Origin of the sequence: Methanocella conradii HZ254 (assembly GCF_000251105.1) — an archaeon.
In the GTDB taxonomy this organism is placed as follows: Archaea; Halobacteriota; Methanocellia; order Methanocellales; family Methanocellaceae; genus Methanocella; species Methanocella conradii.
Genome location: NC_017034.1, coordinates 843,602 through 869,396, shown reverse-complemented (window position 1 = coordinate 869,396; position 25,795 = coordinate 843,602). Strand labels below are relative to the sequence as shown.

Annotated in this window: 35 protein-coding genes; 23 read left to right on the top strand and 12 right to left on the bottom strand. The window is 52.0% G+C overall.

Going from position 1 to position 25,795, the window contains the following annotated elements:
• Nucleotides 1-33: 33 nt before the first annotated feature.
• The 4 genes from MTC_RS04440 to MTC_RS04425 are packed head-to-tail and all read right to left on the bottom strand — an operon-like array spanning nucleotide 34 to nucleotide 3,624.
• A complete protein-coding gene (locus MTC_RS04440) occupies nucleotides 34-1,497 on the bottom strand; it encodes an RCC1 domain-containing protein (protein WP_052322788.1) in 1,464 nt (487 codons plus the stop codon).
• Complete coding sequence (locus MTC_RS04435) at nucleotides 1,494-2,300, bottom strand: ABC transporter permease (protein ID WP_014405482.1); 807 nt, start codon at nucleotides 2,298-2,300, stop codon at nucleotides 1,494-1,496. The genes MTC_RS04440 and MTC_RS04435 overlap by 4 nt, the downstream gene beginning before the upstream one ends.
• Entirely contained in the window at nucleotides 2,297-3,133 is an 837-nt protein-coding gene (locus MTC_RS04430; protein WP_014405481.1) for an ABC transporter permease, read from the bottom strand. The genes MTC_RS04435 and MTC_RS04430 overlap by 4 nt, the downstream gene beginning before the upstream one ends.
• A gap of 32 nt (nucleotides 3,134-3,165) precedes the next feature.
• Nucleotides 3,166-3,624: a hypothetical protein gene (locus tag MTC_RS04425; RefSeq protein ID WP_014405480.1), complete on the bottom strand. Its 459-nt coding sequence runs from the start codon at nucleotides 3,622-3,624 to the stop codon at nucleotides 3,166-3,168.
• Nucleotides 3,625-3,862: 238 nt separating this feature from the next.
• Between MTC_RS04425 and MTC_RS04420 the strand changes: the two genes are divergently transcribed.
• From MTC_RS04420 to MTC_RS04410, 3 genes are all read left to right on the top strand, one after another.
• Entirely contained in the window at nucleotides 3,863-4,216 is a 354-nt protein-coding gene (locus tag MTC_RS04420; RefSeq protein WP_014405479.1) for an archaellum operon transcriptional activator EarA family protein, read from the top strand.
• Nucleotides 4,217-4,293: 77 nt separating this feature from the next.
• Entirely contained in the window at nucleotides 4,294-5,274 is a 981-nt protein-coding gene (locus tag MTC_RS04415; protein ID WP_014405478.1) for a DUF128 domain-containing protein, read from the top strand.
• Entirely contained in the window at nucleotides 5,275-5,775 is a 501-nt protein-coding gene (locus MTC_RS04410) for a DUF2124 domain-containing protein (protein ID WP_014405477.1), read from the top strand.
• Nucleotides 5,776-5,777: 2 nt separating this feature from the next.
• Here MTC_RS04410 and MTC_RS04405 read toward each other — a convergent pair whose 3' ends face one another.
• Nucleotides 5,778-6,041: a ubiquitin-like small modifier protein 1 gene (locus MTC_RS04405; RefSeq protein WP_014405476.1), complete on the bottom strand. Its 264-nt coding sequence runs from the start codon at nucleotides 6,039-6,041 to the stop codon at nucleotides 5,778-5,780.
• Nucleotides 6,042-6,169: 128 nt separating this feature from the next.
• Between MTC_RS04405 and MTC_RS04400 the strand changes: the two genes are divergently transcribed.
• On the top strand, nucleotides 6,170-7,198 hold the full coding sequence (locus MTC_RS04400; RefSeq protein ID WP_014405475.1) for a polyprenyl synthetase family protein: 1,029 nt from the start codon (nucleotides 6,170-6,172) through the stop codon (nucleotides 7,196-7,198).
• A gap of 12 nt (nucleotides 7,199-7,210) precedes the next feature.
• On the top strand, nucleotides 7,211-7,978 hold the full coding sequence (gene larB / locus MTC_RS04395) for a nickel pincer cofactor biosynthesis protein LarB (RefSeq protein ID WP_014405474.1): 768 nt from the start codon (nucleotides 7,211-7,213) through the stop codon (nucleotides 7,976-7,978).
• Nucleotides 7,979-7,990: 12 nt separating this feature from the next.
• Here larB and MTC_RS04390 read toward each other — a convergent pair whose 3' ends face one another.
• Nucleotides 7,991-8,206, bottom strand: coding sequence for a M48 metallopeptidase family protein (locus MTC_RS04390; protein ID WP_048188982.1), 216 nt, complete (start codon nucleotides 8,204-8,206; stop codon nucleotides 7,991-7,993).
• Between the two features lie 251 nt (nucleotides 8,207-8,457).
• On the opposite strand from MTC_RS04390, the gene MTC_RS04385 reads away from it, so the two are divergent.
• The 3 genes from MTC_RS04385 (at nucleotide 8,458) to MTC_RS04375 (ending at nucleotide 12,495) form a co-directional block, all read left to right on the top strand.
• Entirely contained in the window at nucleotides 8,458-9,012 is a 555-nt protein-coding gene (locus MTC_RS04385) for a hypothetical protein (protein ID WP_014405473.1), read from the top strand.
• Between the two features lies 1 nt (nucleotide 9,013).
• Nucleotides 9,014-10,273, top strand: a complete 1,260-nt coding sequence (locus MTC_RS04380; protein WP_014405472.1) for an HD domain-containing protein — start codon at nucleotides 9,014-9,016, stop codon at nucleotides 10,271-10,273.
• Nucleotides 10,274-10,530: 257 nt separating this feature from the next.
• Entirely contained in the window at nucleotides 10,531-12,495 is a 1,965-nt protein-coding gene (locus MTC_RS04375) for a DUF460 domain-containing protein (RefSeq protein WP_014405471.1), read from the top strand.
• Here MTC_RS04375 and MTC_RS04370 read toward each other — a convergent pair.
• Nucleotides 12,489-13,256, bottom strand: a complete 768-nt coding sequence (locus MTC_RS04370) for a hypothetical protein (RefSeq protein WP_014405470.1) — start codon at nucleotides 13,254-13,256, stop codon at nucleotides 12,489-12,491. The genes MTC_RS04375 and MTC_RS04370 overlap by 7 nt on opposite strands.
• A 228-nt stretch (nucleotides 13,257-13,484) precedes the next feature.
• On the opposite strand from MTC_RS04370, the gene MTC_RS04365 reads away from it, so the two are divergent.
• The 15 genes from MTC_RS04365 to MTC_RS04295 all read left to right on the top strand — a co-directional run bounded on the left by MTC_RS04365 (nucleotide 13,485) and on the right by MTC_RS04295 (nucleotide 21,622).
• Complete coding sequence (locus MTC_RS04365; protein WP_014405469.1) at nucleotides 13,485-14,000, top strand: Rpp14/Pop5 family protein; 516 nt, start codon at nucleotides 13,485-13,487, stop codon at nucleotides 13,998-14,000.
• 8 nt (nucleotides 14,001-14,008) lie between these two features.
• Nucleotides 14,009-14,779: an archaeal proteasome endopeptidase complex subunit alpha gene (gene psmA / locus MTC_RS04360; protein ID WP_014405468.1), complete on the top strand. Its 771-nt coding sequence runs from the start codon at nucleotides 14,009-14,011 to the stop codon at nucleotides 14,777-14,779.
• 12 nt (nucleotides 14,780-14,791) lie between these two features.
• Complete coding sequence (locus MTC_RS04355) at nucleotides 14,792-15,487, top strand: ribosome assembly factor SBDS (RefSeq protein WP_014405467.1); 696 nt, start codon at nucleotides 14,792-14,794, stop codon at nucleotides 15,485-15,487.
• 11 nt (nucleotides 15,488-15,498) lie between these two features.
• On the top strand, nucleotides 15,499-16,173 hold the full coding sequence (gene rrp4, locus MTC_RS04350; RefSeq protein WP_014405466.1) for an exosome complex RNA-binding protein Rrp4: 675 nt from the start codon (nucleotides 15,499-15,501) through the stop codon (nucleotides 16,171-16,173).
• Nucleotides 16,170-16,928: an exosome complex exonuclease Rrp41 gene (gene rrp41, locus MTC_RS04345; protein ID WP_014405465.1), complete on the top strand. Its 759-nt coding sequence runs from the start codon at nucleotides 16,170-16,172 to the stop codon at nucleotides 16,926-16,928. The genes rrp4 and rrp41 overlap by 4 nt, the downstream gene beginning before the upstream one ends.
• On the top strand, nucleotides 16,921-17,700 hold the full coding sequence (gene rrp42 / locus MTC_RS04340) for an exosome complex protein Rrp42 (RefSeq protein WP_014405464.1): 780 nt from the start codon (nucleotides 16,921-16,923) through the stop codon (nucleotides 17,698-17,700). The genes rrp41 and rrp42 overlap by 8 nt, the downstream gene beginning before the upstream one ends.
• Nucleotides 17,700-17,984 carry a 50S ribosomal protein L37ae gene (locus MTC_RS04335; protein WP_014405463.1) on the top strand — a complete coding sequence of 95 codons (285 nt, stop codon included), beginning with the start codon at nucleotides 17,700-17,702 and terminating at the stop codon, nucleotides 17,982-17,984. Before rrp42 ends, MTC_RS04335 begins: the two co-directional genes overlap by 1 nt.
• A 7-nt stretch (nucleotides 17,985-17,991) precedes the next feature.
• Complete coding sequence (locus tag MTC_RS04330) at nucleotides 17,992-18,129, top strand: DNA-directed RNA polymerase subunit P (protein WP_014405462.1); 138 nt, start codon at nucleotides 17,992-17,994, stop codon at nucleotides 18,127-18,129.
• Nucleotides 18,129-18,380 carry a KEOPS complex subunit Pcc1 gene (locus tag MTC_RS04325; protein ID WP_014405461.1) on the top strand — a complete coding sequence of 84 codons (252 nt, stop codon included), beginning with the start codon at nucleotides 18,129-18,131 and terminating at the stop codon, nucleotides 18,378-18,380. The genes MTC_RS04330 and MTC_RS04325 overlap by 1 nt, the downstream gene beginning before the upstream one ends.
• Before the next feature lie 4 nt (nucleotides 18,381-18,384).
• Nucleotides 18,385-18,750: a prefoldin subunit beta gene (locus MTC_RS04320; RefSeq protein ID WP_014405460.1), complete on the top strand. Its 366-nt coding sequence runs from the start codon at nucleotides 18,385-18,387 to the stop codon at nucleotides 18,748-18,750.
• 6 nt (nucleotides 18,751-18,756) lie between these two features.
• Nucleotides 18,757-18,993 (top strand): DUF3194 domain-containing protein, encoded by a 237-nt coding sequence (locus MTC_RS04315; RefSeq protein WP_014405459.1) that lies wholly within the window; start codon nucleotides 18,757-18,759, stop codon nucleotides 18,991-18,993.
• 250 nt (nucleotides 18,994-19,243) lie between these two features.
• Nucleotides 19,244-19,552 carry a signal recognition particle subunit SRP19/SEC65 family protein gene (locus MTC_RS04310; RefSeq protein ID WP_014405458.1) on the top strand — a complete coding sequence of 103 codons (309 nt, stop codon included), beginning with the start codon at nucleotides 19,244-19,246 and terminating at the stop codon, nucleotides 19,550-19,552.
• Between the two features lie 40 nt (nucleotides 19,553-19,592).
• Nucleotides 19,593-20,252 (top strand): histidinol phosphate phosphatase domain-containing protein, encoded by a 660-nt coding sequence (locus tag MTC_RS04305; protein WP_048189539.1) that lies wholly within the window; start codon nucleotides 19,593-19,595, stop codon nucleotides 20,250-20,252.
• A 105-nt stretch (nucleotides 20,253-20,357) separates the two neighbouring features.
• On the top strand, nucleotides 20,358-20,597 hold the full coding sequence (locus MTC_RS04300) for an H/ACA ribonucleoprotein complex subunit GAR1 (protein ID WP_014405456.1): 240 nt from the start codon (nucleotides 20,358-20,360) through the stop codon (nucleotides 20,595-20,597).
• Between the two features lie 20 nt (nucleotides 20,598-20,617).
• The gene (locus MTC_RS04295) at nucleotides 20,618-21,622 is read left to right on the top strand and encodes a transcription initiation factor IIB (RefSeq protein ID WP_394296119.1); all 1,005 of its coding nucleotides are present in this window, start codon (nucleotides 20,618-20,620) and stop codon (nucleotides 21,620-21,622) included.
• Nucleotides 21,623-21,928: 306 nt separating this feature from the next.
• On the opposite strand, the gene MTC_RS13730 is transcribed toward MTC_RS04295, so the two are convergent.
• The 5 genes from MTC_RS13730 to MTC_RS04275 form a co-directional block, all read right to left on the bottom strand.
• On the bottom strand, nucleotides 21,929-22,063 hold the full coding sequence (locus MTC_RS13730) for a hypothetical protein (protein WP_272941616.1): 135 nt from the start codon (nucleotides 22,061-22,063) through the stop codon (nucleotides 21,929-21,931).
• A gap of 90 nt (nucleotides 22,064-22,153) precedes the next feature.
• Entirely contained in the window at nucleotides 22,154-23,473 is a 1,320-nt protein-coding gene (locus MTC_RS04290; RefSeq protein WP_237705968.1) for an RCC1 domain-containing protein, read from the bottom strand.
• A 22-nt stretch (nucleotides 23,474-23,495) separates the two neighbouring features.
• A complete protein-coding gene (locus tag MTC_RS04285) occupies nucleotides 23,496-24,311 on the bottom strand; it encodes an ABC transporter permease subunit (RefSeq protein ID WP_014405453.1) in 816 nt (271 codons plus the stop codon).
• Nucleotides 24,308-25,129 carry an ABC transporter permease gene (locus tag MTC_RS04280; protein WP_237705996.1) on the bottom strand — a complete coding sequence of 274 codons (822 nt, stop codon included), beginning with the start codon at nucleotides 25,127-25,129 and terminating at the stop codon, nucleotides 24,308-24,310. The genes MTC_RS04285 and MTC_RS04280 overlap by 4 nt, the downstream gene beginning before the upstream one ends.
• A gap of 58 nt (nucleotides 25,130-25,187) precedes the next feature.
• A complete protein-coding gene (locus tag MTC_RS04275; RefSeq protein ID WP_143767067.1) occupies nucleotides 25,188-25,583 on the bottom strand; it encodes a hypothetical protein in 396 nt (131 codons plus the stop codon).
• Between the last annotated feature and the right edge of the window lie 212 nt (nucleotides 25,584-25,795).

The following is a 25,795-nucleotide window of genomic DNA, read 5'->3' as shown; positions in this document are numbered from 1 at the left end:
AGGAAAAATAAACATATTATAGCGCTTCTCGCCCTAATTCCTCCTCTTCAAAAGTATATAAGCCAGCAATCCGGTGATTACTGCGACTACAATAAAAAATACTATGGGCAACGCGTCATACCAGGGCGAGCCTGCCATGGTCGGGCTCGTACTAGGAGTGGGGGCAAGCGTGGACGGGCTGGCTATAGGCCCGGGCGTACTCGTGGCCGTTGGCATGATTGTCGGGCTACCGCCGAAGCTTAATAAAACCTTTTTCGGAGTAGGCCGGTATAACATTTCTCCATGCTCCCCATCGCCTAGCTGTCCATAGTCATCCATGCCCCATGCCCATACGTTATCATCTTTATCGATGGCGACGTTAGAGTAGTACCCGGCGGATATAGCCTTAGCAGCAGGTATCGGCACTCTGCAAGGAGTGCCACGGCTTTCATTCGTTGAGTCGCCCAGCTGCCCCGCGTAATTCTTTCCCCACGCCCAGACTGTCCCATCGTCTTTAAGCGCTAACGAATGGGCGCCCCCGCAGGATATATCGACTATATCCGTAAGCCCTATCACCTGTATAGGATTGTAAACCTTATCTACGTCCGGATAGGATTTTACCTCCCCATTACCGAGAACTCCATATCTATCCTCGCCCCACGCCCAGACAGTCCCATCCTTCTTAAGGGCAACAGCAGACAGGCCCCCCAGACAACAGGCCTTTTTAACGTCCGTAAGGCCTACTATTTGAACGGGAGTTGATGTATATAGAGAATTCTCGTTATTCTTAGACCATTCCCCCAGCGTACACGTGTTTTGCCCCCATCCCCATACCGTGCCATCGTCTTTCACCGCAAAAGCTTGCCATCCAGAAGCGTCTATCGAGACGACATGGTCGAGCCCGCTAACCATGACTGGAGAGGGCTTATTTTGCATATCCCACTCTTTACTATAAGTTAGCGGTGGAGGTATGTCTATGGGCTTTCCATCCCCGAGCTGGCCGTACGAGTTCGAGCCCCACGCCCAGACCGTCCCGTCGTCTTTGAGAGCCATTGCCAATTGAAAATCGGCGCTTATAGCTATTACGTTTGTCAGGCCGGGCACTTGTACGGGCTCAGGGTGCCGCCCATCATCCGCGGTCCCGATTCCGAGCTGGCCGTACCTGTTATCGCCCCATGTCCACACTGTGCCATCGCTCTTTAGCGCCATAGAGAAGTTATTCCCTACTGCGACATCCTTCACGCCTTCCAGCCCGTTAATCATTACTGGCTTTAGTAGTATGTCATCGCTACTGCCTTCCCCACACTCCCCATAAGTGTTGCTCCCCCATGCCCACACCGTCCCATCATCAGCCAGGGCCACCGTATGGAAAAGCCCAACGGCCACCTTTTTAACCCCTATTTGAGCGCCCGCAGAATCTGCGGGGCACGACATGCTGCCAAGCGAAGACGCCACGAGTATCGCTAGCAGCGCAGAATATACCATGAAATGCCTATTTCCAAACACTTTACCTTTCATTCGTCATCACCATTAAATGCCAGGAAAGCCAGAACCAATACAACGATAATCTCGAGTAGAAAAGCCGTTATATAAGGTGCCGCGTCTTCAAGCCACACCTGATATGGCATCGTGGTATGCAGCAGTCCCGGGCCCGTCGGGCCCATTATTGTGAAGAATAGCATTCTCTGGCTAATAATATACTTTAGACTACCTAGAAGGCTGGAGAGCCAGTCCTCTATGCTTATAAACCATTCGAAGCATAGCAGCGACCCGGCGAGCATTAGAATGCCCAGAATATTTTTAACCGCCACGCCGATAAGCATCGCTATGGCCATGGTCAATACGCAGTTTAAAAATATGAGTAGAGTGTAAGTGGAAAGCCTTACCAGCGCATCCTGTAGTGACAACGGGCCGCCATAGAATATTAGTATGGCTGAAACGCACAGGGTAACGCTCGTGACCGTCAGAATTAATAGAAGCATCGAGATGCCCAGGAACTTTCCAAAGAAGACGTCCTTACGGAACACAGGCTTTGTTAAAAGCACGCGTAGCGTCCCCCTAGACCGCTCCTCCGCTATGGAGAGCACCCCGATAAACATGGACACTACCGATAAGAACAACGATGTATAATACGTCGTATTACTTACCCCTACCTTTAAAAATACATCGTCCTTGTCCGGTAAAAACTCCGGTATTACTTGAGCGCTTGACGCCCCGTTAATGAGCAGGATCAAAAATAATATGGCAGCTATTACCAGTATTATCGGCTGTCTCATTATCCTTGAGAACTCGTTCATGGCAATCGGCAATACTCCGCTCAACGGACGTCCCTCCTCAAAAATGATATGTAGCATAATGCCAAAAGCGCTAAAACTATGACGATAAATTTCGCGAACTCTAGCCAGCTAAGGCTTAACGCGCTAATAATACTAAAAGACGGGTCGAAAATGCCAGAATTACTAATATTAACCATTGACTTCTTGGGGTCAATAATCCTGGATATGCCTAGCAAATAGACTTCATCCACGCCGAGCAAAGCCGCAATATTACTAATAATAACAGAACTCGAAGGGATTATTAGTATTACGAAGTAGAATAAAACGCTAAACGTTAGCGCCATCCCGTTATCGTCTATGAGGGTCCTGAAGAGAACAGAAACGAGGAAGAACATCATCACGTATAGCAGGGCTATGATAACGATAAACGGTAACCTTGCGAGTAATCCTAAAAGCTGTCCGGCTATGACGTCGCCACATAGTATAAACTCCGATGAAACGTAGAGGATAGCGGTGAGGATGAAGAATAATAGCATATACGCTATGCACCCTAGTAGCTTCCCGGTAATGACCGTATCGCGGTATACTGGTTTAGCTATAAGCGTATTCAAGGCTCCACTCGTCAGCTCGCCGGCCATTGATGAGAACCCGATCATAAGGGCGGTGACCCCGCCATATATCGATGATAGATACATTACGTCGAACAGACAGGCCTTAATAAAATTTGGGTCGCTTATACTCCCCTCCTTATAAAAATTATAAAGGCTAACTAAATGCATTAATAAATTAATTAAGAATATTATTAATACGATGTACAGGTATTTATTGTTTGCCAGGTCAGCGAACTCTTTCCGGGCAATATTAAGGGTATTGCTCATGATATCTCCTTAAAAATTAAAAAAATAATAACTCAATTTACTTGTGTTTGCAGGCCTACTATGTCGCAATTAATAAACGGATTATCCGTATACCCATAGTTGTGTGACCTGGCGAAATAGTCATTATATGGGTTGGGATTACTATTCACCGGAACCTTATTATTTCTGAATGTTTGGATCTCGCCATAGTATAGCTCTCCAAGATCGTTAGCAGTGGTGCTCGTGAAACCGGTAAATGAGCTGCTCGTTACTGCTATGCTGCGCCATGGGTGCCCAGAATCGGCGTTATACCATTTATTATCCCAGGTGATCGTATCGCCGGCATGGTACAATTGTCTCTGGACTGTCGAGTCACCCGTTATCGTCGGCATGCTCCCGGTATTAGCCCGCGTTTCAAGCGCATTAAGGGTCCAATCCTGTGCGTATGCGGGCATTACTGCCATTACTATCAGGCCGCAAAGTGCCAATGGTATTAAATACTTTAAATCCATATTTTTATACCTCCAACTATGTTGGACAAGACGCCTGGCCAGTTTTCCGTCTATATTGGTTGGCCAGGCGCTTGCATAAAATGTTATAACTACTAGTTTATGCTTATACTTTTTGCTAGCACATGCGAGTATCGGTTTGCAATTGCTCATATGGCACTATAATAATATTTTTATTACTTGGTTGATGAGCTATTTCATAATAAGATATTTATGTCTATTTGATATAACTTTAAAGGGTATGGATGCAAGCGACGAAGCGGTCATGAAGTCATTAAGGCGAAGCAAAATACGCGTCGTAGTGCTCATGTTCATCGCTCATAGCTTCTTCAGGCAGGCGAGCCTAAAAGAGCTGCAAAAGGGCTTGAACGTCTGCGCAAGCAACATACTCGGAGCCATCATGGGCGACGGGAGACGGTACAAAGTCGAGGACTCTCTGATAGGCATGGGATTGCTGGAACGAGCAGAAACCCATGTGGGAGGATACGCGATCATCTGCTATAGGCTAACGGAAAAAGGAGCCCACATAGCGGACATGCTTGAAAAAGAGCCGAGGATCAACGCCATGCTGGGCGAGTTAAAAATCTACCGATAGCCTGACACAAATTAGCAGGATATGGCAAATTATAAAACCTGGAAGGCTATTCTATTTTGGTACAGGAAAGATGAGAGATGCCTGACGCAGAGACACAGCGCAAGCTGATCGAGATATTGAGGATACTGAGCGAGTCGAACGGCGAGGTCGGGGCCAGGAAGATAGCCGAGGAGCTCAACCGGAGAGGCTATAACCTTGGCGAGCGGGCAACTCGTTACCACCTCAGGATGCTCGACGAGCGGGGCTTCACGAAGAAGCACGGCTACCTTGGGAGGGTCATAACGCCGCTCGGCGAGGAGGAGCTAAAGCACGCCCTGGTAACTGACCGCCTGGGCTTTATCTCCACGAGGATAGAGGACTACGAGTTCAGGACCACCTTCGACCCTTCTGCGAATACGGGCGACGCAGTGGTCAACATCTGCTACATCAATAAGGCTGACTGCGATAAGGCGCTGGAAGTCTTAAAGCAGGTGGTCGAGGCTGGATACGCGATAAGCCCTCGCCTCAAGGTGGTCGACGAGGGCCAGGAGATACTAGAGAACGATGTGCCGGAAGGCCAGGTGGCCATAGCGACGTTTTGCAGCATCACCATAGACGGGGTCTTATTAAAAAGAGGCATACCCGTCAGCTTAAAGTATGGCGGCATCATACGCGTCAGGGATAATAAGGCCGAGCGCTTCACAGATATCATAGATTATAGAGGCACGTCCATCAACCCAATGAACGTGTTCGTGTCCCGAAAGATGACGTCCGTGCTGAAGGTACTTGAGACCGGCTCGGGCAACGCCCTGGCCAACGTCAGGGAGATACCGATTAACGCCAGGGAAAAAGCGCTGGGCATCATAGAAGAGCTGAGGGGCGCGGAGGTGTACGGCATATTTTCGGCGTGCGAGAGCGTGAGGCCCCTCCTGGGCGTCCCAGTCGAGCCGGGCACCTGCGGCATCGCCAGCTACTCGGGCATAAACCCGTTCGCAGCGCTCGCCGAGATGGGGATAAAAACGAGGATAATACCGCTGGCAGCGGTCATGAACTCAAAAGAGCTAAAGAGGCTGGATTAGATGTATAAAGTCGTTGAGACCACGAAAGGGCTGTCGCCCTTGCTTAAGACCTTCAGGGCGCAGATGGCTGCGCTGGGCATGCAGCCGGCTAACAAGATAGTATTCATGGGCAGCGCCGGCACGTGTGTGCCCTTCATCGAGCTGTTCGCCTATACTATCAGAAATGATAGGGTTGAGATGGTTCTTGTGCCCGACGCCATCCTGGATGACACCCGCTCCCTCTGGCAGGTTCCGGGGATAGGGATGCAGGCCGGCGGGGCGGCGGACCCGAACGGGGCGGACTTCGTCGTATTGCTTGGCGGCCTTTCCATGCCCGGCAGCAAGGTAGACGCCGCCGGTGCTGCAGAGCGCGTCAGGGCCATCCTCAAGCCGGGCGGAAAGGTTGTGGGCATATGCTTCATGGCCATGTTCGAGAAGGCCGGGTGGTACGATAAGGTGCCCTTCGACCTGGTGATAGACGCCACCATAGACCCCATACAGGTCCAAAAATTCGAGAAGTAGGCTTATCCTCCGGACACGGGCGGGAATATGGCCAGCTCGTCTCCATCCTTTACCCTGTCTGATGGCTCCGCCCTTCTGCCATTAACCAGTACGTTTACGTAAGGCTTTATTTTCCCTTCCTGTAGCATGAGTGGCTCCAGCCCCGGGTATGCCTCTATCAGCGCCCTTACCGCATCCATGACTGTGTCCCCATTGACGTCCAGCGCTATTTCCTTTTTGCCCGCTTTCTCCCTAAAGTTGGCGAAAAGCCTGAACTTGAGCATCATCAATGCAAAAAAGCGACACACAGTATAAATAAATTTTGTCGACTAGAAGGCTAGCTCCTATCTCCAGGTTTCGAAGGGTTTTAATATCTGCAGGGCTATACGCCAAGTGAGAAATCGCAGGGAAAACCATGGTGGATGCAGTCACGCCTATTCTAGAGGAGTACTCGGCATATACGGACGCCCAGATGAGGGCGTTATTCGAGAAAAGGAAAAGCGTGGGCCACCTATATGACATGATGAAGTACCACCTGGGGTGGCTTGACGAGAATTTTAGGGAGTGCAGGGCTCCCAGAGGGAAGAGCCTGCGATCCACGATGTGCCTGCTGGCGTGCGAGGCCGTGTGTAATGACTACAGGAAGGCCCTACCGGCGGCAGCCGCGGTGGAGCTGCTGCATAATTTCACTCTAATACATGACGATATAGAGGATGGCGACGAGAAGCGCCGGCACAGGGATACCCTGTGGAAGCTCTGGGGCGTGCCCCAGGCAATAAACACCGGGGACGCCATGGATATCGTGGCGAACCTCTCGCTATTGGAGCTTGAAGGCACGGTCAGTCCGGAGATGATGGTCAGCATCATGAGGCTCTTCAACGAGACGGTGATAGAGCTTTGCGAGGGCCAGTACATGGACATGGAGTTCCAGGAGAGGGACGACGTTTCTGTGGATGAGTATATTAAGATGGTGAGCGGGAAGACCGCCGCCCTTATCGAGGCCTCGACGGCGATAGGCGCAATGGTGGCCACCGAGGACCAAAGTATTATTGGGCGGTTTAAGGCCTTCGGCCGCAAGATAGGCATCGCCTTCCAGATACGTGACGATATACTGGGCATATGGGGCAACCCCGAGAATACCGGCAAGTCTGCTAAGAATGATATCCGGAATAAGAAGAAGTCTTTGCCGGTGCTCTATGCCATGGAGGCTTCGCCCGAAAGGGATGAGCTGAAGAGGATTTATGGGAAGGAGCATCTTACTGATGGCGATATCGCCCGCGTTTTCGATATTTTGACCAGGGCAGGCGCCCTTGAATTCGCCCAGAAAGAGGCCAAGCGCTATAAGGATGAGGCCATGTCTCAGTTCGAGGGGCTTAAATTGTATAAGGCTCCGATGGATAAGCTAAATGCTATCGGGCTATTCCTTGTCGAGCGCGACTATTAAGGGTGATGTGTTTTGGATGCCCGTGAAGTGCTTGAAAAGCTCGTCAGCGGGGAAATTGACATCGACCAGGCGGAGCGGCTTTTGAGGCTGGATTATGTTGAGAGGATCGGCAACCATACGGTTTTTGACATGGGCCGCGAGTGCAGGTCTGGCATACCCGAGGTGGTCTATGCCAGCGGCAAGGAGCCTGAGAAGGTTGGCGAGATCGTCGAGCGGGTGGTTAATAAGAAGGACATCATCGTGGTGTCGAGGGCCTCGGCCGAGTATTATGACGAGGTTGTGAGGCGGATTGGCGGGGAGGGCGTGGCCTTTAAGCCTGAGGCCAGGATGATTATCGTGGATAGGCGGGGCTGCTCTGGGGAGAGCCTTGGTAAGATTGGCATCCTTACAGCTGGCACCTCGGATATCCCAGTGGCCGAGGAGGCCGCCGCCATTGCCGAGGTGATGGGCTGCTCGGTCATAAAGGGATACGACGTGGGCATCGCTGGTATTCATCGCCTCCTTGAGCCTCTTAAGAAGATGATAAAGGAGGACGTGGCCTGCGTGGTCGTCGTTGCCGGCATGGAGGGTGCGCTGCCTTCCGTGGTCGCCGGGATGGTAGGGGTGCCGGTCATCGGCGTGCCCACCAGCATCGGCTACGGGCTGGGCGCTGGAGGCATAGGCGCCTTAACCACCATGCTACAGTCATGCGTTCCAGGGCTGGTCGTCGTCAACATAGACAACGGCTTCAACGCAGGGGCCACGGCGGCGCTGATAGCTAAGATGCGGCGTACTCGATAAATTTGGTCTCGATTATAAGGCGTATTTCCACCCATCTCTTCTAAGGCTATCCTTCCTAAGCTCATAGTCGGGCATGACCAGCTTTAGCAATTGCCAGAATTCTTTAGAATGGCTTTTATGCTTGATGTGGCAAAGCTCATGCGCAACTACATATTCGATCTGCGACACGGGCACCATAACGATTAGCAAGTTAAAGTTCAAATTATTCTTATTTGTACAGCTGCCCAAACAGGCAATTCAAATAAGCCACGACCAACTCATAATTCACGCTCTCTAAACGATTCACATCTAAAGCCAATTTTCTTTAATATTAACTATTTCAACCCATTCAACATTAATCCTACCATTAAGAGGCCTTACATGTAAAATAAACTGCCATGATACTTGTTGTATCAATTATTTTCGTTACGCACACAACTAAGTTTTATAACTCTACCATACCTTAATATAAGAAAGGATAATAATCGCCTGAGGTATCTATGATAGACCTTTTAGACGCTATAGTGCTTACAATAAAAGCGGCTAATAACCAAATTTCTGGACGTACAGCCATTCAAAAGTTGCTGTACTTTGAGTCTATAGCTGGAGTGATAGAAGCAAAATATAGACCTTACTATTATGGGCCTTATAGCTCAGAACTGATGGGGACTATAGAATCAGCAGTCAAATTGAATTTTATAGATGAGAATCTTGACGTCTTTAATGGTAAGATGGATGCTGATTCTGTCGAGTGGAAAAGATATGTATATAGCCTAACTGAGGATGGAAAAGAGCTGGCTGAGCAATTGATTAAAGAGCATGAACCAGACTATGAAAAAATCAATTGTATCGTGAATACGTGTAAAAAAATATCCGACTTAGATGTAAACACGCTTTCATATGCTGCCAAAATTCATTACATCCTTAGTAGTAAAAAGAAGCCAATGATGATTAATGAAATTACTGAAATGGCAAGCTCGTTCGGTTGGAAATTATCAAAGCCTAAAGTGGAAAAAGCTATAGGCCTACTCCAGGCTCTTAACCTTTGTACATAATATGATTCACTATGAAAAATTTATAAGAGACCCTATTTATGGCTATATTGGCATCACTACTGATGAGCTTAAAATTTTAGATACGCCAGTTGTTCAAAGGTTAAGGCGAATAAAACAACTAGGAAATACCCATTTAATTTATCCTAGCGCAAATCATACCCGGTTTGAGCACTCGCTGGGTGCTATGCACGTTGCGACGCTAATGGCTAAAAAGCTAGAATTGTCAGAAGAAGAGATAATAGATGCTCGCTTTGCAGCTCTTTTACACGATATTGGCCATGGGCCGATGTCCCATGTGTTCGAAACGGCATTATCGAACTGTGGCCTTAATATCAATCATGAGGACGTTACCCGCAAAATAATTTCTGAGAATAAAGAGATAGGGGATGTTTTAGGTAAAAGAAAAGAGAGTATACTGGCATTATTTGATGAATATAATGATACGGTCAATAGCAAAATAATCTCCGGGAACATTGATGCTGATAAGCTCGACTATCTAAGAAGAGACTCTCATCACATAGGCGTTGCTTATGGAAATTTTGACCTAGAGCGTATATTGCATACAATCAGTAAAAAAACTGAAAGAGATAGGTCGGACCTTGTTATATTAATAAAAGGAAAAGAAGCAGTAGAAAACTATAGGCTTGCAAGATATTTGATGTATACTCAAGTGTATTTTCATCATGCCAGATTAATTGCGGATAAAATGTTTGAACGCGCAATTATGATTGCAATTAGAGAAGGGGTCCTGGATAAGAATCTATTAGATATGAAAAATGATGGCTTTCTAGACTATTATTTATCAATGGACGATAACCGACTATTTCAAAAATTATTATGTAGTAAAAGTAATGCATGTAGATTAATCGATGATTTAGACAATAGGCGTTTGATGAAAGCAGGATATGGGATTAATATAAGCGATATTAAAAATGTTGGCCTTAGACATAAGCTAGCCAGTGGCAAATACCTTGAAAAGCTGGAAATGAGCATAGCTCAAAAGTGTAATTGCGAAAAGGACTTCATCATATCCTATCTAGTTGAAATCGATAACCCCCTATACAAATCCTCGAACGAATTTTATAAAGCCGATAAAACACCGATATTAGTTGAGAAAGAGAATGGTGAAATCGTAGACTTTGATGATGTATCCCAGTTTGAATTAAAAAAGAATGCACCTATTACTTTCTATATTATCGGTTTGGAAGAATATAGAGATAGAATTAAAAAAGCTTCTGAGAATCTAACTGATTTAATATAATGGCGTTCGATAAGACTTTTCGGGCTTGGCCGTATCAGTTCTGCGGAAATGTATGATATGGCATAGGTGGCACCCCAACTTATCATGGACCCAGTACCTTATCGCCATATCGTTTAGAGCTTGCTTACGAGCATGCTACGAAGTCCCCATAACTTTTTGGGGGTTGCTTAGCAAGTTCCCCAATAAGTAAAAGAGCCTTTTTCATGCAGGAAAAACTTATTGAACTCCTGATACAAAATAATATATAGAACCCCAAAATGGCGCTTCAAACCATATTCGGCGTAGATATAGTAAAAGGGTCAAGCCGCTCCAGGGAGGCACCCCACTACGCGGTCGCCATCCTCAACGGCAACGTGGAAAAGTACTCTTCTGTAAGCCGCTTCAAGCTTCTGAGGCTGATAAAGCAATACCGCCCTGGAATACTCGCGGTGGACAGCATAACCGAGCTGGCGGAGAACAAGAAAGACCTGGTGAGCTTTTTGAGGCGGCTGCCTCCAGAGGTCAAGCTCGTACAGGTGACGGGCAACGAGCACCAGGAGCCGCTTACCAAGCTTGGGAGGGAGAATGGCATTTCTTTTAACCCAATGGTGCCCGAGGAGGAGGCCCTTGCGGCTGCCTGCCTCGCCTCAATGGGCGTGGGGTATATAGTATCGGTATTCGAGGACAAGACGCTGATAAAGGTGAGCAGGGGTAGGTCGCCGGGTAGGGGCGGGTGGAGCCAGAACAGGTACAGGCGAAAGGTACAGGGCAGGGTCCGGGAGAAGGTCAGGGAGATAGAGGCAAAGCTCAAGGACAGGGTCTATGACCTGCATATCACCGAGGGGTTTGGGGGATACGTCAACGGCACTTTTATAGTGAATGCGAGGCGCTCTGAGCTGGGCATACACAGCTCCAGGGAGGAGGACGTCCAGGTAACGGTCACAAGCGTGGAGAAGGAGGCCATCGAGTTCATACCGCTCGAGAAGAAGAAGCGGGACTACATCATAGTGGGGGTGGACCCGGGGACCACCACAGCGGTCGCCATCCTTGACCTTAATGGGAAGCTCGTCGAGGTCTCGAGCTCGAGGGTGTCGTCAGTGCCCGATATAATCGAGCACATAAGCGAGATGGGCAGGCCGGTGGTCATCGCCACCGACGTGGTCCCGCCACCCGCCGCCGTGGAAAAGATAAAGAGGACGTTCAACGCGGTGCTTTTCACCCCCAACGAGCGCATACCCGTCGAGGAGAAGGTCAGGCTGGCAAGGCCTCTCGGCTATAGCAATGACCACGAGAGGGACGCCCTTGCGGCTGCCGTTAAGGCGTTTAACGCTTACAAGAACAAGTTCGCACAGATAGATAAGAAGACGCCATCCCACCTTTCCGGAGACGTTAAGGCGCTGGCCCTCGAGGGCAAGCCAGTCGAGGTGGCGCTCGACATGCTCACGGCGCCGCCGATAGCGGAAAAGCCCAAAGCCCCCGCCCAGGCCGAGACAGACGTGGACGGCCGCCTTGAGGAGCTCAGGGCACAGCTAAGGAGGAAGGATGAGCAGGTGGAGCACCTGCGAGCGTACGTGAGCGACCTGAAGCGCGAGCTTAAGCACCTCGAGCTAAGGCTAAAGTCCCAGGAGAGGGTCATCGACCGGCTCAAGAGCAAGGGCCTCGATGAGGCCCGCAAGGCCAGGGAGGTGGCCATAAGGGACGGCGAGATATCCCGCCTGAAAAAGGAAGTGTCGGGCCTGAAGAGGCGGAACGCAGAGCTACAATCCAATATCGACCGCTTGAAGGACATCCGTGCCATGGAGTTCAGGGGGGATAAGGCGCCCGTGAAGGTGATAGAGAGCCTCTCAAGGGACGCCATCCTGGAGTGCGACAGGAAGTTTGGCATCAAGGCCGGGGACGTCATCTTTATAAGGGACGCGGGAGGCGGAATGGAGGCCGCGTCCATGCTCATTGAGCGTGGCGTGAAGGCGCTCATCAAGGGCACGCCCATGTCCCACCTCGCCGAGGAGAAGTTCTTTAAGGCCGGGGTACCGGTCCTATCCAGGGAAGACGTCCCCCTAAAGTTCGTGGATGGGTACGCCGTCCTGGACCCGGGCAGGCTGGAGGCTGCAATGAAAAGGTGGAAGGAAGAGGCGGCCGACCAGGAGAGGAGGAGCAGAGAAGAACGACTCCTGGGCATCATAGACGAGTACAAGGCGAGGCGGGCCCGGGAGTATCGCCGCGATGGCAGGACGCTTCAATAGTCTATGCGAGTCACGCTGCTGTAATACGGCATCGAGACGTCTACGCCTGCCACGTTCATGCTGGTCGCGTTTACGTAAGTCTTTATGAGCAGGTAGGGCTTAAGGCCAGAGTTCTTAAGCGAATACCGGTATTCCGTCACGTCCACCCAGTTCCCGCTTTCTGGCAGGTATGAGCAGTCTATGTGCCTCACGTTGTTGCCCGATATGGCGTCGCTTGAGACGCCGAGCTTCTCGTATATGGTTGAGGCCAGCACGTTTTTATAATACTGATATGCGGCGTTTTGGGCTGCCAGCGAGGTGAGGCCGGCCACCTGGTGGGTTGTCAAGTTTACCCTGTATGCAGCCGTCCAGCCGGGGACCCTGGTCATGTTATCCCTGTAGTATTGGCCGAGGTAGACTATTGCCTCGCCTGGAGCCGAGCTCCCAGGAGTATTATCCAATCGAGTCCCTGACGGGTCCTGGAGGTCCAGTATCAGCGTGAAGCCCTGCGTCGCAATAGTGTCCGCCTCTACGATGATGCCCTGGTTCTGTAGGGAGACGTACTCGCGCTGGTTAGCTGACACCCATGCATTCCTGGCCGCCTCCATGTCAGCCCCATACGTGGAGGCGACAAAGCGGGAGAGCTCCGCCTGCTGCCTCTCGTAGAGGCTTATCTCATTCCTCAACGACGCGATGGCATAATAGTCGGATACTGCGACGACGAGAAGCACCGCCACCGCTATGAAAAACGCCGCATATATGTAAAGGCTTCTCCGCTCCATGCCACTTCATAAAATAGACGGCAAAACTATATAAGGAAGACCCTGGTCGCGCCAATCTCGAGGGCGTCGAATCTTCATGGGATGCCCATCTACTACGAGGTATTGATAATCATCGCATTCGATATCGTAATGGCCATAATAGGGGCTTATGCGTTCAGCAGGACGCAATAGGAAGCAGAATAATTGAAATAGAAGGACGCTTCTATTATTCTCCGCCTGGTGAGAGTCATGAAAATCCTGCCATCGTCCCTGAGAGAGAAAAAGCGGTACATCGCATTCGAGGTCGCATGCGAGAGCGAGCCCGTCGAGAGGAAGGCCCTACTTGATGAGGTCTTTTTCGCCACCCAGGCCCTGCTGGGCGACGTCGGCAGCTGTGAGATCGGCTACAGGCTCATGGACTTCAACGGATTTAGAGGAATAATGAGGGTAAACCTCAAAGGCGTGGAGCTCGCCCGCGCGGCCATGGCCACCGTATGCTCAATAAAAGGAAGCCGGGCCGCTATAAGGGTGCTGGGGGTGGCGGGCACCATCAAGGCAGCTACAGAAAAATATATCCCTTCGGAAAATATATCTCCCACTAGTATCCTTTCTAAGCCGATTAGCAGCGAGCAAGTGTCCGGAACGGTGGTGAGGAAGAGAGGAGATGAGCTAGAAATAGTTCCGGACGATAAAGAGGTGCTAAAACGGGCCAACGTCCACTATGTCGGCCTGACCTCTTTTGACTTAAGGTCATTAAAGGAGTGAAAAGAAAGATGCAGCAGATGACACCCCAGATGATGGGTTATGACCGGGCCATTACCGTATTCAGCCCGGATGGAAGGCTTTTCCAGGTCCATTATGCCCAGGAGGCCGTTCGCCGCGGCGCCACCGTCATGGGTTTAAAATCCAAGGATGGCATCGCATTGATCGTCGATAAGCGCATCTCGACCAAGCTGCTCGAGGCCGAGTCCATCGAGAAGATCTTTAAGATTGACGACCACATAGGGGCCGTGGCCTCGGGGCTGGTGGCGGATGGGCGCGCATTGGTGGACAGGGCGAGGGTTGAGGCCCAGATCAACCACATCACGTATGGCGAGCCAATAAGCATCGAGATACTCGCCAAGAAGATATCGGATCACATACAGACGTTCACCCAGTACGGCGGCGTGAGGCCATACGGCAGCGCGCTGCTGATAGCGGGCATCGACGAGACGGGCCAGAGGCTGTTCGAGACCGACCCGTCGGGCGCGCTATACGAATACAAGGCAGTGTCCATAGGCGCCAACAGGAATACGGTCATGGAGATGCTCGAAAACCGCTACGACCCCGGCATGAGCATGGACGAGGTGATACTCTTAGGCATAGAGGCCCTCTACAAGTCGATGGAGTCAAAGGGCGAGGCCCCGACGATCGAGATAGGCGTAATCGACGTCGCTACCAGAAAGTTTAGAAAGCTGTCCGAAGCGGAGGTAAAGGCATACATCGAGAAGGCCGGGGTGGCGAAGCCCGGGGCGGAGCCCGCCAGGAGAAGCGGCGAAGAATAGAGGCGCATCGGCATGGTGACGCTCGATAAGGCAGTCGTCGCTAGGCTTAAGACGCACGGCGGGCACTTCGAGATCCTGGTGGACCCCGAAAAGGCCTACGAGCTCAAGAAGGGCGCGGACGTCAAGATGGAGGACGTTCTCGCCGTGGAGGACGTTTTTGAGAACGCCTCCAGGGGAGACCGGGTCCCGGAAGAAGACTTGATTAAGGCCTTCGGCACCACAAGCGTACCAGAGATCGCCCGCAAAATCATAAGAGAGGGCGAGATCAACCTTACCGCAGAGCAGCGCCATAGGATGCAGGAAGAGAAGCGGCGCCAGGTCGTCAGCTTCATATCCAGGAACGCCATAAATCCGCAGACAATGACCCCTCACCCCCCGGCACGCATTGAGCGGGCCATGGAAGAGGCGGGAGTGCACATCGACCTAACAAAGTCGGTTGAGGAGAACGTCAACGTGGTAATGAAGGCCATCCGGCCTGTCATCCCCATAAGGTTCGAGGAGGTCAAGATCGCCGTGAAGGTGCCGGCGAGCTACGCGGCAAGGGCGTTCGGCGAGGTCTCAAAGTTTGGCAGGCTCGTCAAGGATGAATGGCAGAATGACGGCTCCTGGATAGGCGTCGTTCAGATACCCGCCGGCATGCAGCCGGAGTTCTACGACCTCGTGAATAGGCTTTCGAAGGGCGAGGCGGAGACCAGGTTATTGAGATAAGGAATGAAAGCATGGAACGGGAAATAGTTGTGCCGGGCGACCTGCTCGGCGAGGATCCGAAGCTTGCCGGCAGCGGGACCTACGTGCAGGGCGGCAGGGTGTATTCCGCTAACTATGGCCTCGTGGACCGTAGGACCAATATCAGGGTCATACCGCTATCCGGGCGATACATACCCGCAAGGGGAGACCTGGTCATAGGTAAAGTGGTCGATGTCACATTCTCCAACTGGATTATCGACATCAACTCCCCATACGAGGGGCTATTGCATGTCTCAGAGTACCCTGAGCGCGTTGACCCTGCGAACATGAGCAAGTGCCTGCACGTGGGCGAGCTTATAATAGCCAGGGTCGCGGACGTGGACCCCTCCATGAAGGTCGAGCTTACGATGAGGGACGAGCACCTGAAGGTCCTGAAACAGGGCAGGGTCGTGGACATATCCCACGTCAAGATTCCCAGGGTGATAGGCAGGAACGGCTCGATGATAAGCATGCTAAAGAAGGACCTCAACGTTAGCATCTTCGTGGGGCAGAACGGCAGGATATGGCTTAAGGGCGACGAGAAGAGGGTGGATATCGCCATACGGGCGATATTCAAGATCGAGCACGAGGCACACACTTCAGGGTTAACGGATAAGATAAAGGAGTTTATTAGCAAAGAGCTTGAAGAGCTGAGGAATACGAAATGACCAAGCCAGAAAAGTTAATCGTGGATGGGAAGCGGCTGGACGGAAGAGGGCTAAACGAGTTGCGCCCCATCAGGTTCAAGGCCGGCGTGCTTAAAAGGGCCGACGGCTCATGCTACTTAGAGTTTGGAGGCAACAAGGTGATGGCCGCGGTGTACGGCCCCAGGGAGGTACACCCGAGGCATCTTCAGAATGCCTCGCGGGCGATAGTGAGATACAGGTATAATATGGCCGCGTTCTCGGTGGAAGAGCGCAAGAGGCCTGGCCCGGACCGGAGGAGCATCGAGATATCGAAGGTGAGCAGGGAGGCCCTCGAGTCGGTCATCATGCAGGAGCTATACCCGAGGTCGGCCATAGACATCTTCGTCGAGATCCTTCAGGCGGATGCAGGCACGAGGGTTGCGGGGATAAACGCCGCCTCGGTGGCCCTCGCGGACGCCGGGATACCCATGAGGTGCCTGGTATCTGCGTGCGCGGTTGGAAAGGTGGACGGCGAGCTGGTGCTCGACCTTAACAAGGACGAGGATAACTACGGCCAGGCGGACCTGCCCGTGGCGATGAACCAGTTCGGGGAGATAACCCTCTGCCAGATGGACGGCCACATGACCGAAGAGGAGTTCGGGAGGGCGCTGGACATGGCCATAGAGGGGTGTAAGAAGCTCCACCAGATGCAGAGGCAGGCCCTGATAGAGAAGTACGGCGAGATGGTCTCTCCCGCTGAAGAGGCCCATGCTGACGGAGGCGAGGCCAATGAGTGAGGACGTCATAGCGGAGATAAAGAGGGATTACATCTATAGCCTGGCGAACCAGGGCGACCGCGCAGACGGCAGGAAGTTCGACGAGTTCAGGCCCATCTCGGTGGAAGTCGGGGTCATTAGCAAGGCCGAGGGCTCGGCCAGGGTTAAGATAGGCGAATCCCAGGTGGTCGTCGGCATCAAGGTGCAGCCAGGCGAGCCTTTCCCGGACGCCCCCGACAGCGGCGTAATCATCACAAACCTCGAGCTTGTGCCATTAGCCTCGCCTACGTTCGAGGCAGGCCCGCCGCGTGAGGACGCTATAGAGCTTGCAAGGGTCGTGGACAGGGGAGTCCGCGAATCAGGCGCAATTGATTTATCTAAGTTATGTATTGAAAGTGGTCAGAAAGTATGGATGGTCTTCATAGACGTCCACGTCCTCGACCATGATGGGAACCTCATGGACGCCTCTTCGCTGGGCGCCATCGCGGCGCTGATGAACACCGTGATACCGAACTCTAGGTTCGGCCTGGGCGAAGACGTCAAGCTGCCCCTGCGAGACATCCCAATTGGCGTGACCGCAGTGGACATTGGCGGCGCGATCATGCTGGACCCGAGCCTTGACGAGGAGAACGTGGCATCGTGCAAGCTCACCGTAATAACAAATAAAGAGGGGGCCCTGGCTGGGATGCAGAAGAGCGGCGTTGGAACGCTGACCCCCGAAAAAGTGAAGTATATAGTACACCTCGCAAAAGAGAAGGCGAACGTTATCAGAGAAAAGCTGGAGGAAATATAATGGTTGAAGGAGCCGCGAAAGGCAGGAAGACGAGGAGCGCCGGCAGGTTCGGCCCAAGGTATGGCCGCAAGTCCAGGGTGCTCGTCGCCGAGATAGAAGAGAACATGAGGCAGGCTTTCAAGTGCCCGAAGTGTGGGCGCATGTCTGTATGGCGGGAGGGCACGGGGATATGGGCCTGCACCAAGTGCAAGTACACTTTTGCGGGCGGGACATACCTGCCCCAGACCATGGCCGGCAAGGCGATGGCCAGGAACATCAAGAAGGCCACTGAGACCCAAGGGTGAGCATGTAATGGTCTATAAGTGTGCCCATTGTAAGCATGTCGTGGAGCTTGATAAGGAGTATGGCGGCGTCAGGTGCCCCTACTGTGGGCACCGCGTGCTCGTGAAGGAGCGGCCGACCACCATAAAGAGGGTTAAAGCAATATAATGCATACCCTGTTCGTCGAGTTCGAGTTTGGCCCCCTGACAGGAAAGGTGTATGAGGCCCTGAAACCCGAGCTCCAGGCCTCGCCCTCGGAGCGCTCGAGAGTCGAGCTCACCCAGGAGGGAGGCCTGCTGAGATTATTTGTGGAGGCCGAAGACATCGTATCTCTTCGGGCGGCGGCCAACACATGGCTGCGGCTTGTGAGGATAGCCGAAGAGATGCTGAACGCTCATAAGATTTTAGTTAGCAGGTGATATCATGAATGAACTGCCACCGCAGATCCAGAACCAGCTTGCCCAGCTGCAGCAGATACAGCAGCAGGCGCAGGCGCTCTTGCAGCAGAAGTCCCAGGTTGAGATGGTCTTGAGGGAGACCGAGAGGGCGCTGGAGGAGCTTAAGAAGACGGGCGAGGATGCCGTCGTGTATAAGGCAGCCGGCGAGTTGCTTATAAAGGCGAAAAAGGACGAGGTCTTGAAGGAGCTTGAGGAGAAGAAGGACTCCCTTGACGTGAGGCTGAAGTCGCTTGCCAGGCAGGAGGAGCGTATCCAGGCCCGGTTTACCCAGCTTCAGGAACAGCTTAAGGCAGCCCTGGGGAAGGGCCCTAGCGGTAAAGAGGCCTCTTAACTGTATATGCTGGATGAGCAAGTGGTCGAGGCGGTGTACAACGCCGCCCTCGAGTACATCTATTCTGTCGTCCCGCCCAAGCTTATCGAGGATTTGGATATCGTGGTTGGCCTGGATGAGGGCGAGGTGACCATCGAGGTTCGTCTCGTCACGAGCCGCCCCGTCGAGGTTGACCAGAAGACGGTTGACGAGGCCATAAAGGTGGCTTCAGAAAAGGCGGACGAGCTGATGAGGAAGGTTTAGGTCTTGCGGCGATTAGAGGCTCGCCGCGGGCCTTCGCTCATATGCTACACCCATTCAACCGCTGTACCGCGTTCAACAACTCAACTGTTCAACAGCTATACCGCGTTCAACAGGCTTTACATTTGATTGGCAATCAAATATTATTCTTTTAATGATATATAGGTATTGCTCATTGTTAAGTAAAAATCGTTATAAATTATATTGTATGCGCTGGAAAGATAAATAGTTGATGAGAGGCTATCTATAGTCGATGCAGAAAGAGGAGATGAAGCGGAGCAAGAGGATAGTGGTCTGGCCCATCTATCTGGACTTGAACTATAGCCGGAGTAAGGGTAGGCTTACTAGAAAAGAGTGCTCGGTCAGGGCCCCTAAGGTTTCTGAGATTAAGCGGGCGGCGGAGAGCCTGGGCCTGCACCCGGAGATTGAGGCTGATAAGGCACACCCCTCTACCTGGTGGGACAAGGAGGGCCGGGTAACGATAGATAACGTAGGGCCGAAGACAGTCTTGCTGGATAAAATTGGCGTCGAGATCATAAGGCTTAGGGGCGGCAAGCAATAAGCCCATTAAGCATAAATAATAGCCTATTATAGTCATTATGATGATAGACCTTCACACTCATACAATTTTTAGCGACGGGGAATTGACGCCAAGCGAGCTGGTGAGACGCGCAAAGGTTAATGGGTACACCGCTATAGCGCTCACGGATCACGCGGATTTTACTAACCTGGAGTTCCTGCTGGAGGGTGCGAAGAAGGCCCGCTACCTGGAGGAGGGATACGATATTAGCGTTTTGGCAGGCGTGGAGATAACCCATGTGCCCCCGAAGTATATAGCGAAGCTCGCTCGAATGGCAAAGGAGAAAGGCGCAGAGATAGTCGTGGTACATGGCGAGTCGCCCATCGAGCCTGTGGCACCGGGGACGAATCTGGCTGCGGTGAGGTGCGAGGACGTGGACATACTGGCCCACCCCGGCTTCATAACGGAGGAGGAGGCGAGGCTCGCCGCGGCCAGCGGCATATGCCTCGAGATAACGGCAAGGTACGGCCACAACGTGACCAACGGGCACGTGGCCCGCACCGCAAAAGAGACGGGCGCAAGGCTCGTGGTCGATACGGACACGCACTCCCCGGAAGACCTCATCAATGATGAGAAGGCCCGGGCAATAGCGCGAGGCTCCGGGCTCTCGAAAGAAGAGGCGATGGCCGCCCTACATAACTCGAAAGATTTATTATCAAGCATACTTAAAAAGAGAAAATAGGTCAGCGGCTCATTTACATGGCATAGATAGCGAAGCTTATTAAGCATTACGTAAAGTTTATATACTATTAGGCGAGACTATTTATAGTTTTGGAAGTGACGATTTTTGAAGCGACTTGGCAAGGCATTACATTTATCGACACATGGCAACCTCATTGTCCGCTTGGATGAAGGCTCACTTCCGAAAGTAAACAGCAGCGTGTTGACCAAAAAAATGGAGAAAATCGGCACCGTTTACGACATCTTTGGCCCGGAAAATCGCCCATACGCATCGGTAAAGCTATCGAAGGGCTTTCCCGCGTCAAAGGTTAAAGCGCTCATAAATGACCGAGTCTACACGGCATAGAAGGTGTAAGCGTGGCAGAGATAGAGAAGATAAGAGAAATTGAAAGGAAAGAGATCCCTAAGGAGAAGACCATAGAGAAGGCCAGGAAGGAAGTCGAGAAGGCCGGGGAGACCGAAGAACGCATCGTCGAGTGCCCGGAGTGCGGCTCCCGCCAGCTCGTCCACGATTATGAGAGGGCTGAGCTGGTCTGTAACGAGTGCGGCCTCGTGGTCGACGAGGACTTCATAGACATGGGCCCAGAGTGGAGAGCCTTCGACCACGACCAGCGCATGAAGCGGTCCCGTGTGGGCGCCCCGATGACATTCACCATTCACGATAAGGGCCTGTCTACGATGATCGACTGGAGGAACAGGGACTCTTACGGCAAGTCAATCTCATCCAAGAACAGGGCTCAGCTTTACCGCCTGAGGAAGTGGCAGAGGCGCATCCGCGTGTCCAACGCTACGGAGCGTAACCTGGCGTTCGCCCTATCCGAGCTTGACAGGATGGCATCTGCGCTGGGCTTGCCCAGGAACATAAGGGAGACCTCAGCCGTAGTATACAGGAAGGCCGTGACCAAGAACCTTATAAGGGGCAGGAGCATAGAGGGCGTCGCCGCTGCGGCGCTGTACGCCGCGTGCAGGCAGAACGGTGTGCCCAGGACGCTCGACGAGATAGCCGAGGTGTCCAGGGTTAGCAGGAAGGAGATAGGGCGTACCTACAGGTTTATATCGAGGGAGCTTGGCCTCAAGCTTATGCCTACCTCGCCTATTGACTACGTGCCGAGGTTCTGCTCTGGCCTGAACCTCAAGGGCGAGGTGCAGAGCAGGGCGGTCGAGATCCTCAGGCAGGCGGCTGAAAAGGAGCTGACCAGCGGGAGAGGCCCGACTGGCGTGGCGGCGGCGGCCATATACATCTCTTCCATCCTCTGCGGAGAGAGAAGGACGCAGAGGGAGGTCGCCAACGTGGCCGGCGTCACCGAGGTGACCATAAGGAACAGGTACAAGGAGCTCGCCGAAGAGCTCGACATCGAGATAATACTATAAACAGGACGGCGTTAGCCGCCCCATGATTTTTTTTATATTTATATTATCGTCGTGTTCCACAAATTAGGTTCTAATATTTTTTTCGTTTACCGCTTATCGCTACGACATCTTTAATGGGTAGCTCTACGAGTACCGCTTCGACATCGTATATTCTACTATTCCAAACACTTCATTCCCGTCAAATCCTCGCGCCCACACTGTCCCGCCATTTTTTAAGTCCACCGACCAGGCCCCAGCCAGCCAGTAGAGTTTTAACGTCGACAAGGCCCTTACTGGAGCATCGTAGTCCAGTGTGGTCGTTACCCGTTATTTTTTCCGTAATAAAAATGCGTACACGAAGCCTCCTGCTAGTATGAACAGGATTACTACTCCAATGCTGAACGTGTTGAGATCATTGCTTTGTCCATTAGTTATACGTGGCGCGGTCGCTGTGACTGACACAACTGCGCCCCGAGGCTGAAAATCATTAAAACTCATCGGGTATCCTGGTGATGGGCAATTCGACTTTGAGTCTGTTTGTAGTGCCGGCGCTCATCTCTTTCCACCTGCATACCTGGAGATTAGAATGGCGGTGATGCTCAGACAGCCGAGAACCACTATGATGTTGGCGCCGAACCCCGGGCCTGAAGCGGGTTGGCCTGTGACCGTGTTGATCTGGGGTTGTGACGTTACTGTGGATGTTGTGGCGGTTTCGATGGGCGTTATCGCGTCGCCGTTGAACGAGGCTTTTACCGGTAGCGTTCTAGCCTGGGATTTTCCTGCGCCAAGCTCTCCGATCTCATCCCTCCCCCACCCCCACAGGTCATCATTCTCGTCGATAATGAACGTCTGGTAATAGCCCGCGAACACCGTTTTGGCCGGTGGAACATCCACTTTGTAAGGCGTTTGTCGGTCGGTCGTGGTGCCATCCCCGATCTGCCCGTGGTCGTTCTCACCCCAGGCGTACACGCTGCCATCCCGGCCAAGAGCCACGACATGACTTATTCCTGCATTGACCAGAAGAATATCCTGCAAGCCGAATACACGACTCGGGATTAGCGATCCGTTAGACGTTCCATCTTTCACCCAGACCTCTCCGTTCTCAGTTACCATGTACAATTGTTCGTTGTTCACCGCGCAGGACACGATGCCGGGCAGCGAGACCACCTGTATCGGCTTGGAGGTGTACACTTTTTTACCCATGCCACTCCAGCCAGTCATCGCCTCGTGTGTCGCGCCCCATGCCCACACCCCGTCCGCCTTGACAGCGAAGATCGTGCCGCCATTGGTTGCAATCAGCCTGACTTCGGAAAGGCCGGGCACCTGCACCGGCGTCGTATAATAGTGTGCTGACACCTGGGTGCCATCGCCGAGCTGGCCGTGATCGTTGCTGCCCCATGCCCATACCGTGCCATCATCCCTCAATGCTATGCCATACCACTGGCCGCAGACGACCTGCCTGACCCCGGAGATGCCGGGGACCTGTACCGGGACTTGCAGTCCCACGCTATCGTTTTTAAAGTAGCGACTACTCTCCCCCCACACCCACACCGTGCCGTCGTCGCGCAAAGCCATCGAATCCGAGAAAAAGGAATCGATAGCCGTCACATTTGATACGCCTTCCACCCTGGCAGGCTGAGTCACGATGACATCGTTCTGCTCAATGCCGATACGGCCCTCACTATTTAGGCCCCATCCCCACACTGTGCCATCATCCCCGAGAGCCAATATATGGCTCTGGCCACCTTTAATGGAAATGAACCCGGGTAAATCTACGCTGCTCTCAGCCACCGAAACACCAGCAGTTACAACTAACAATACCAGCAATGCCGCCGATAACATGATAACCTTCAACATGCTTCCAACTTCCACTTGACCAGCCCCTGCTTATCCATCAGGCATCATACCTACTAAAGAGATAGCTATTGACCAGCAAGATGATGATAACCAACAACGCAGACCACACCACTATGGGTAGCGCCCCCGAAATCCACTCGCTGAAAGGCAGCAACAAATCAAACATCGAATGATCATTCACATACAAAGCCTTAAACAAAACGTGCACGGGGCTGATATAATTTAAAAATTTATTGATTTCCTCGATGACGCTGAATACGCCGGACATCGTTAGATCCGACCAGTAGAATAGTCCGGCGAGTCCCAATGCCAAATAAACATTGTTACATACAAATCCGATGAGCATGGATATAGCCAGGAAAAACATGACGTACACGTACAACACGACCATATAGGCTGGGACCCTGATCAGCTCATAGGGAGATTGCGGCCCCCCGTAGAATATCAACAATGAAGCGACGAATAATGATACGAAGGCCACGGTGAGAAGAAGCATCAACAGCGAGATGCCCAAAAACTTGCCGACGACGATGTCTCTACGGTACAGCGGCTTGGCGATGAGCACTCGCATCGCCCCGGATGACTTCTCATCAATACTCGAGAGAATCCCGATGAACATGGCCACCGCCGATAGGTACACAGACGTGGGCCAAACGATATTCTGCACGCCGACATCGAAGAAGGGATCGACCTCCGGAACCGGATTGACGGCGAGGCCGGACCTTATCATCAATGCGTGCCCCATGCCGTGCAGAATAGCCAGGACCAACAGTATGGCAAACACCGCTATTATGATCGGCTGCCTGAGGATGATCGAGACCTCGTTCCCGGCGATTCTCGTGATTGCTCTCACGCGATATCCCTCCGCAAGAACGAGATGTAGCATAAGATCAGCAATACCAGCGGGTAGATAAAGAGCAAAACCTTGGCATAAACGGAGAAATAATCCGACCAGCCGAGCTGCGGCATACTCGTCATGTATATATTGGATATGATGATTTTGGGCATCATCTCAGTAAGCAGCCGGTTAGCCGGCGCTTCGAAGGCCGGGTTCACCATGCCAAAAATTTTCGACAGGCTGCCGACGAACGGTGCGGTGGGAATTATAAGGACTATAAGGATGAGCATTAGCATGCAGACCAGGAAGGCCGCGCTCCTCTCTTTGATGAGTATGCCGATCAGCATGGAAAACAGAAGGAATATCGATGAGTAGAGCAATGAGAAAAAGAAGAGCACCACAATCGTGCCGAACATGCTCAACAATGCCTGTACAACTATTCCGCCGAATAAAATGATCATCAGTGAAGCCATGAACAGGAAAGCAAGGACGTTCAGGCAGAGGATGCCACCCAGGCACGCGATCAGCTTACCATTGATAATCGTATCACGATATACCGGCTTAGTGAGCAACGTGTTCAACGTGCCGCCGTACTCCGAGGCCATGCAGGAAAAACCGATAAAGACCGGGACAATACAAAACCACGTACTATAAATGCTGGACATCCGATGAATTAGCATTCCCTGGATTACCTGTATGGACGTTTCACCCTGAAAACCGTCAACGTCAATCTTAACCATCAGTATAATCAACAATATGTAGACGGCGACTGCGACCAGGAACGCTGGGTTACCGGTAATCTCTGCGAACTCCTTCCTCGCGACCTTCAACACGTTACCCAAGGTACCACCCTACTCGTTGCCTGTGAAATAAAAAAAAAGAGGAGCCACTTTAAATGAGCTCCTCCTGAGCGTACGGCCAGGTCTCAGAGCACCGGTAATCATTCCAGTAGTAGTGATTTCGGTAGAGGTCCCAGTCAGTGTTCTGTGCGGTGGTCGAGAACAGTTCACTCGAGTGGTCATGTAACCACCAGGTCGATCCACTGGGGATATCGTATGCGTACGTGTGGCCCCACACCTGTCCACCGCTGCCGAACTTGTAGTTGCTCATCGCATTGATGGACTCATTGCCAGGCATCTCGTTCTTATATGCGATGTCCCATCTGAGCACTTCAGGCGGAGTGATGTCGGTGGACCCGGTACTTCCCGTCCAGAGAGCATTATAACCGCTGGTCATCCTGCTCGTGGCATCCGGGACTCGTGCTGCCGATGCCATTCCACTGGTCACTACCGCAAGCATTAAGCCTGCGAGTGCCAATACTAGTATTTTGTTCGGTTTCATTGTATCACTCTCCATAGTGTGCATATGAAATCGCCGCCTTCGGGGACCCGGCACGGAAACAAAGGTTTAGATGACCGTTCACCATGCACGAGTCCCTGAAGGCATTAACTCTCATACGCCCGTTTTTCAAATGATTAAAAAGCAATCAAATTATTTAT

Bases quoted from the DNA above. Each gene is read 5' to 3' on its own strand.
- MTC_RS04405 (WP_014405476.1), bottom strand. From the start codon at position 6,041: ATGATGCTCAAGTTCAGGCTTTTCGCCAACTTTAGGGAGAAAGCGGGC.
- MTC_RS04410 (WP_014405477.1), top strand. From the start codon at position 5,275: ATGTATAAAGTCGTTGAGACCACGAAAGGGCTGTCGCCCTTGCTTAAG.
- MTC_RS04375 (WP_014405471.1), top strand. From the start codon at position 10,531: ATGGCGCTTCAAACCATATTCGGCGTAGATATAGTAAAAGGGTCAAGC.
- MTC_RS04355 (WP_014405467.1), top strand. From the start codon at position 14,792: ATGGTGACGCTCGATAAGGCAGTCGTCGCTAGGCTTAAGACGCACGGC.
- MTC_RS04420 (WP_014405479.1), top strand. From the start codon at position 3,863: ATGGATGCAAGCGACGAAGCGGTCATGAAGTCATTAAGGCGAAGCAAA.
- rrp42 (WP_014405464.1), top strand. From the start codon at position 16,921: ATGAGTGAGGACGTCATAGCGGAGATAAAGAGGGATTACATCTATAGC.
- MTC_RS04380 (WP_014405472.1), top strand. From the start codon at position 9,014: ATGATTCACTATGAAAAATTTATAAGAGACCCTATTTATGGCTATATT.
- MTC_RS04315 (WP_014405459.1), top strand. From the start codon at position 18,757: ATGCTGGATGAGCAAGTGGTCGAGGCGGTGTACAACGCCGCCCTCGAG.
- MTC_RS04310 (WP_014405458.1), top strand. From the start codon at position 19,244: ATGCAGAAAGAGGAGATGAAGCGGAGCAAGAGGATAGTGGTCTGGCCC.
- MTC_RS04365 (WP_014405469.1), top strand. From the start codon at position 13,485: ATGAAAATCCTGCCATCGTCCCTGAGAGAGAAAAAGCGGTACATCGCA.
- MTC_RS04330 (WP_014405462.1), top strand. From the start codon at position 17,992: ATGGTCTATAAGTGTGCCCATTGTAAGCATGTCGTGGAGCTTGATAAG.
- MTC_RS04425 (WP_014405480.1), bottom strand. From the start codon at position 3,624: ATGGATTTAAAGTATTTAATACCATTGGCACTTTGCGGCCTGATAGTA.
- MTC_RS04335 (WP_014405463.1), top strand. From the start codon at position 17,700: ATGGTTGAAGGAGCCGCGAAAGGCAGGAAGACGAGGAGCGCCGGCAGG.
- rrp41 (WP_014405465.1), top strand. From the start codon at position 16,170: ATGACCAAGCCAGAAAAGTTAATCGTGGATGGGAAGCGGCTGGACGGA.
- psmA (WP_014405468.1), top strand. From the start codon at position 14,009: ATGCAGCAGATGACACCCCAGATGATGGGTTATGACCGGGCCATTACC.
- MTC_RS04440 (WP_052322788.1), bottom strand. From the start codon at position 1,497: ATGAAAGGTAAAGTGTTTGGAAATAGGCATTTCATGGTATATTCTGCG.
- MTC_RS04325 (WP_014405461.1), top strand. From the start codon at position 18,129: ATGCATACCCTGTTCGTCGAGTTCGAGTTTGGCCCCCTGACAGGAAAG.
- MTC_RS04400 (WP_014405475.1), top strand. From the start codon at position 6,170: ATGGTGGATGCAGTCACGCCTATTCTAGAGGAGTACTCGGCATATACG.
- MTC_RS04370 (WP_014405470.1), bottom strand. From the start codon at position 13,256: ATGGAGCGGAGAAGCCTTTACATATATGCGGCGTTTTTCATAGCGGTG.
- MTC_RS04320 (WP_014405460.1), top strand. From the start codon at position 18,385: ATGAATGAACTGCCACCGCAGATCCAGAACCAGCTTGCCCAGCTGCAG.
- MTC_RS04415 (WP_014405478.1), top strand. From the start codon at position 4,294: ATGCCTGACGCAGAGACACAGCGCAAGCTGATCGAGATATTGAGGATA.
- MTC_RS04385 (WP_014405473.1), top strand. From the start codon at position 8,458: ATGATAGACCTTTTAGACGCTATAGTGCTTACAATAAAAGCGGCTAAT.
- MTC_RS04430 (WP_014405481.1), bottom strand. From the start codon at position 3,133: ATGAGCAATACCCTTAATATTGCCCGGAAAGAGTTCGCTGACCTGGCA.
- rrp4 (WP_014405466.1), top strand. From the start codon at position 15,499: ATGGAACGGGAAATAGTTGTGCCGGGCGACCTGCTCGGCGAGGATCCG.
- MTC_RS04305 (WP_048189539.1), top strand. From the start codon at position 19,593: ATGATAGACCTTCACACTCATACAATTTTTAGCGACGGGGAATTGACG.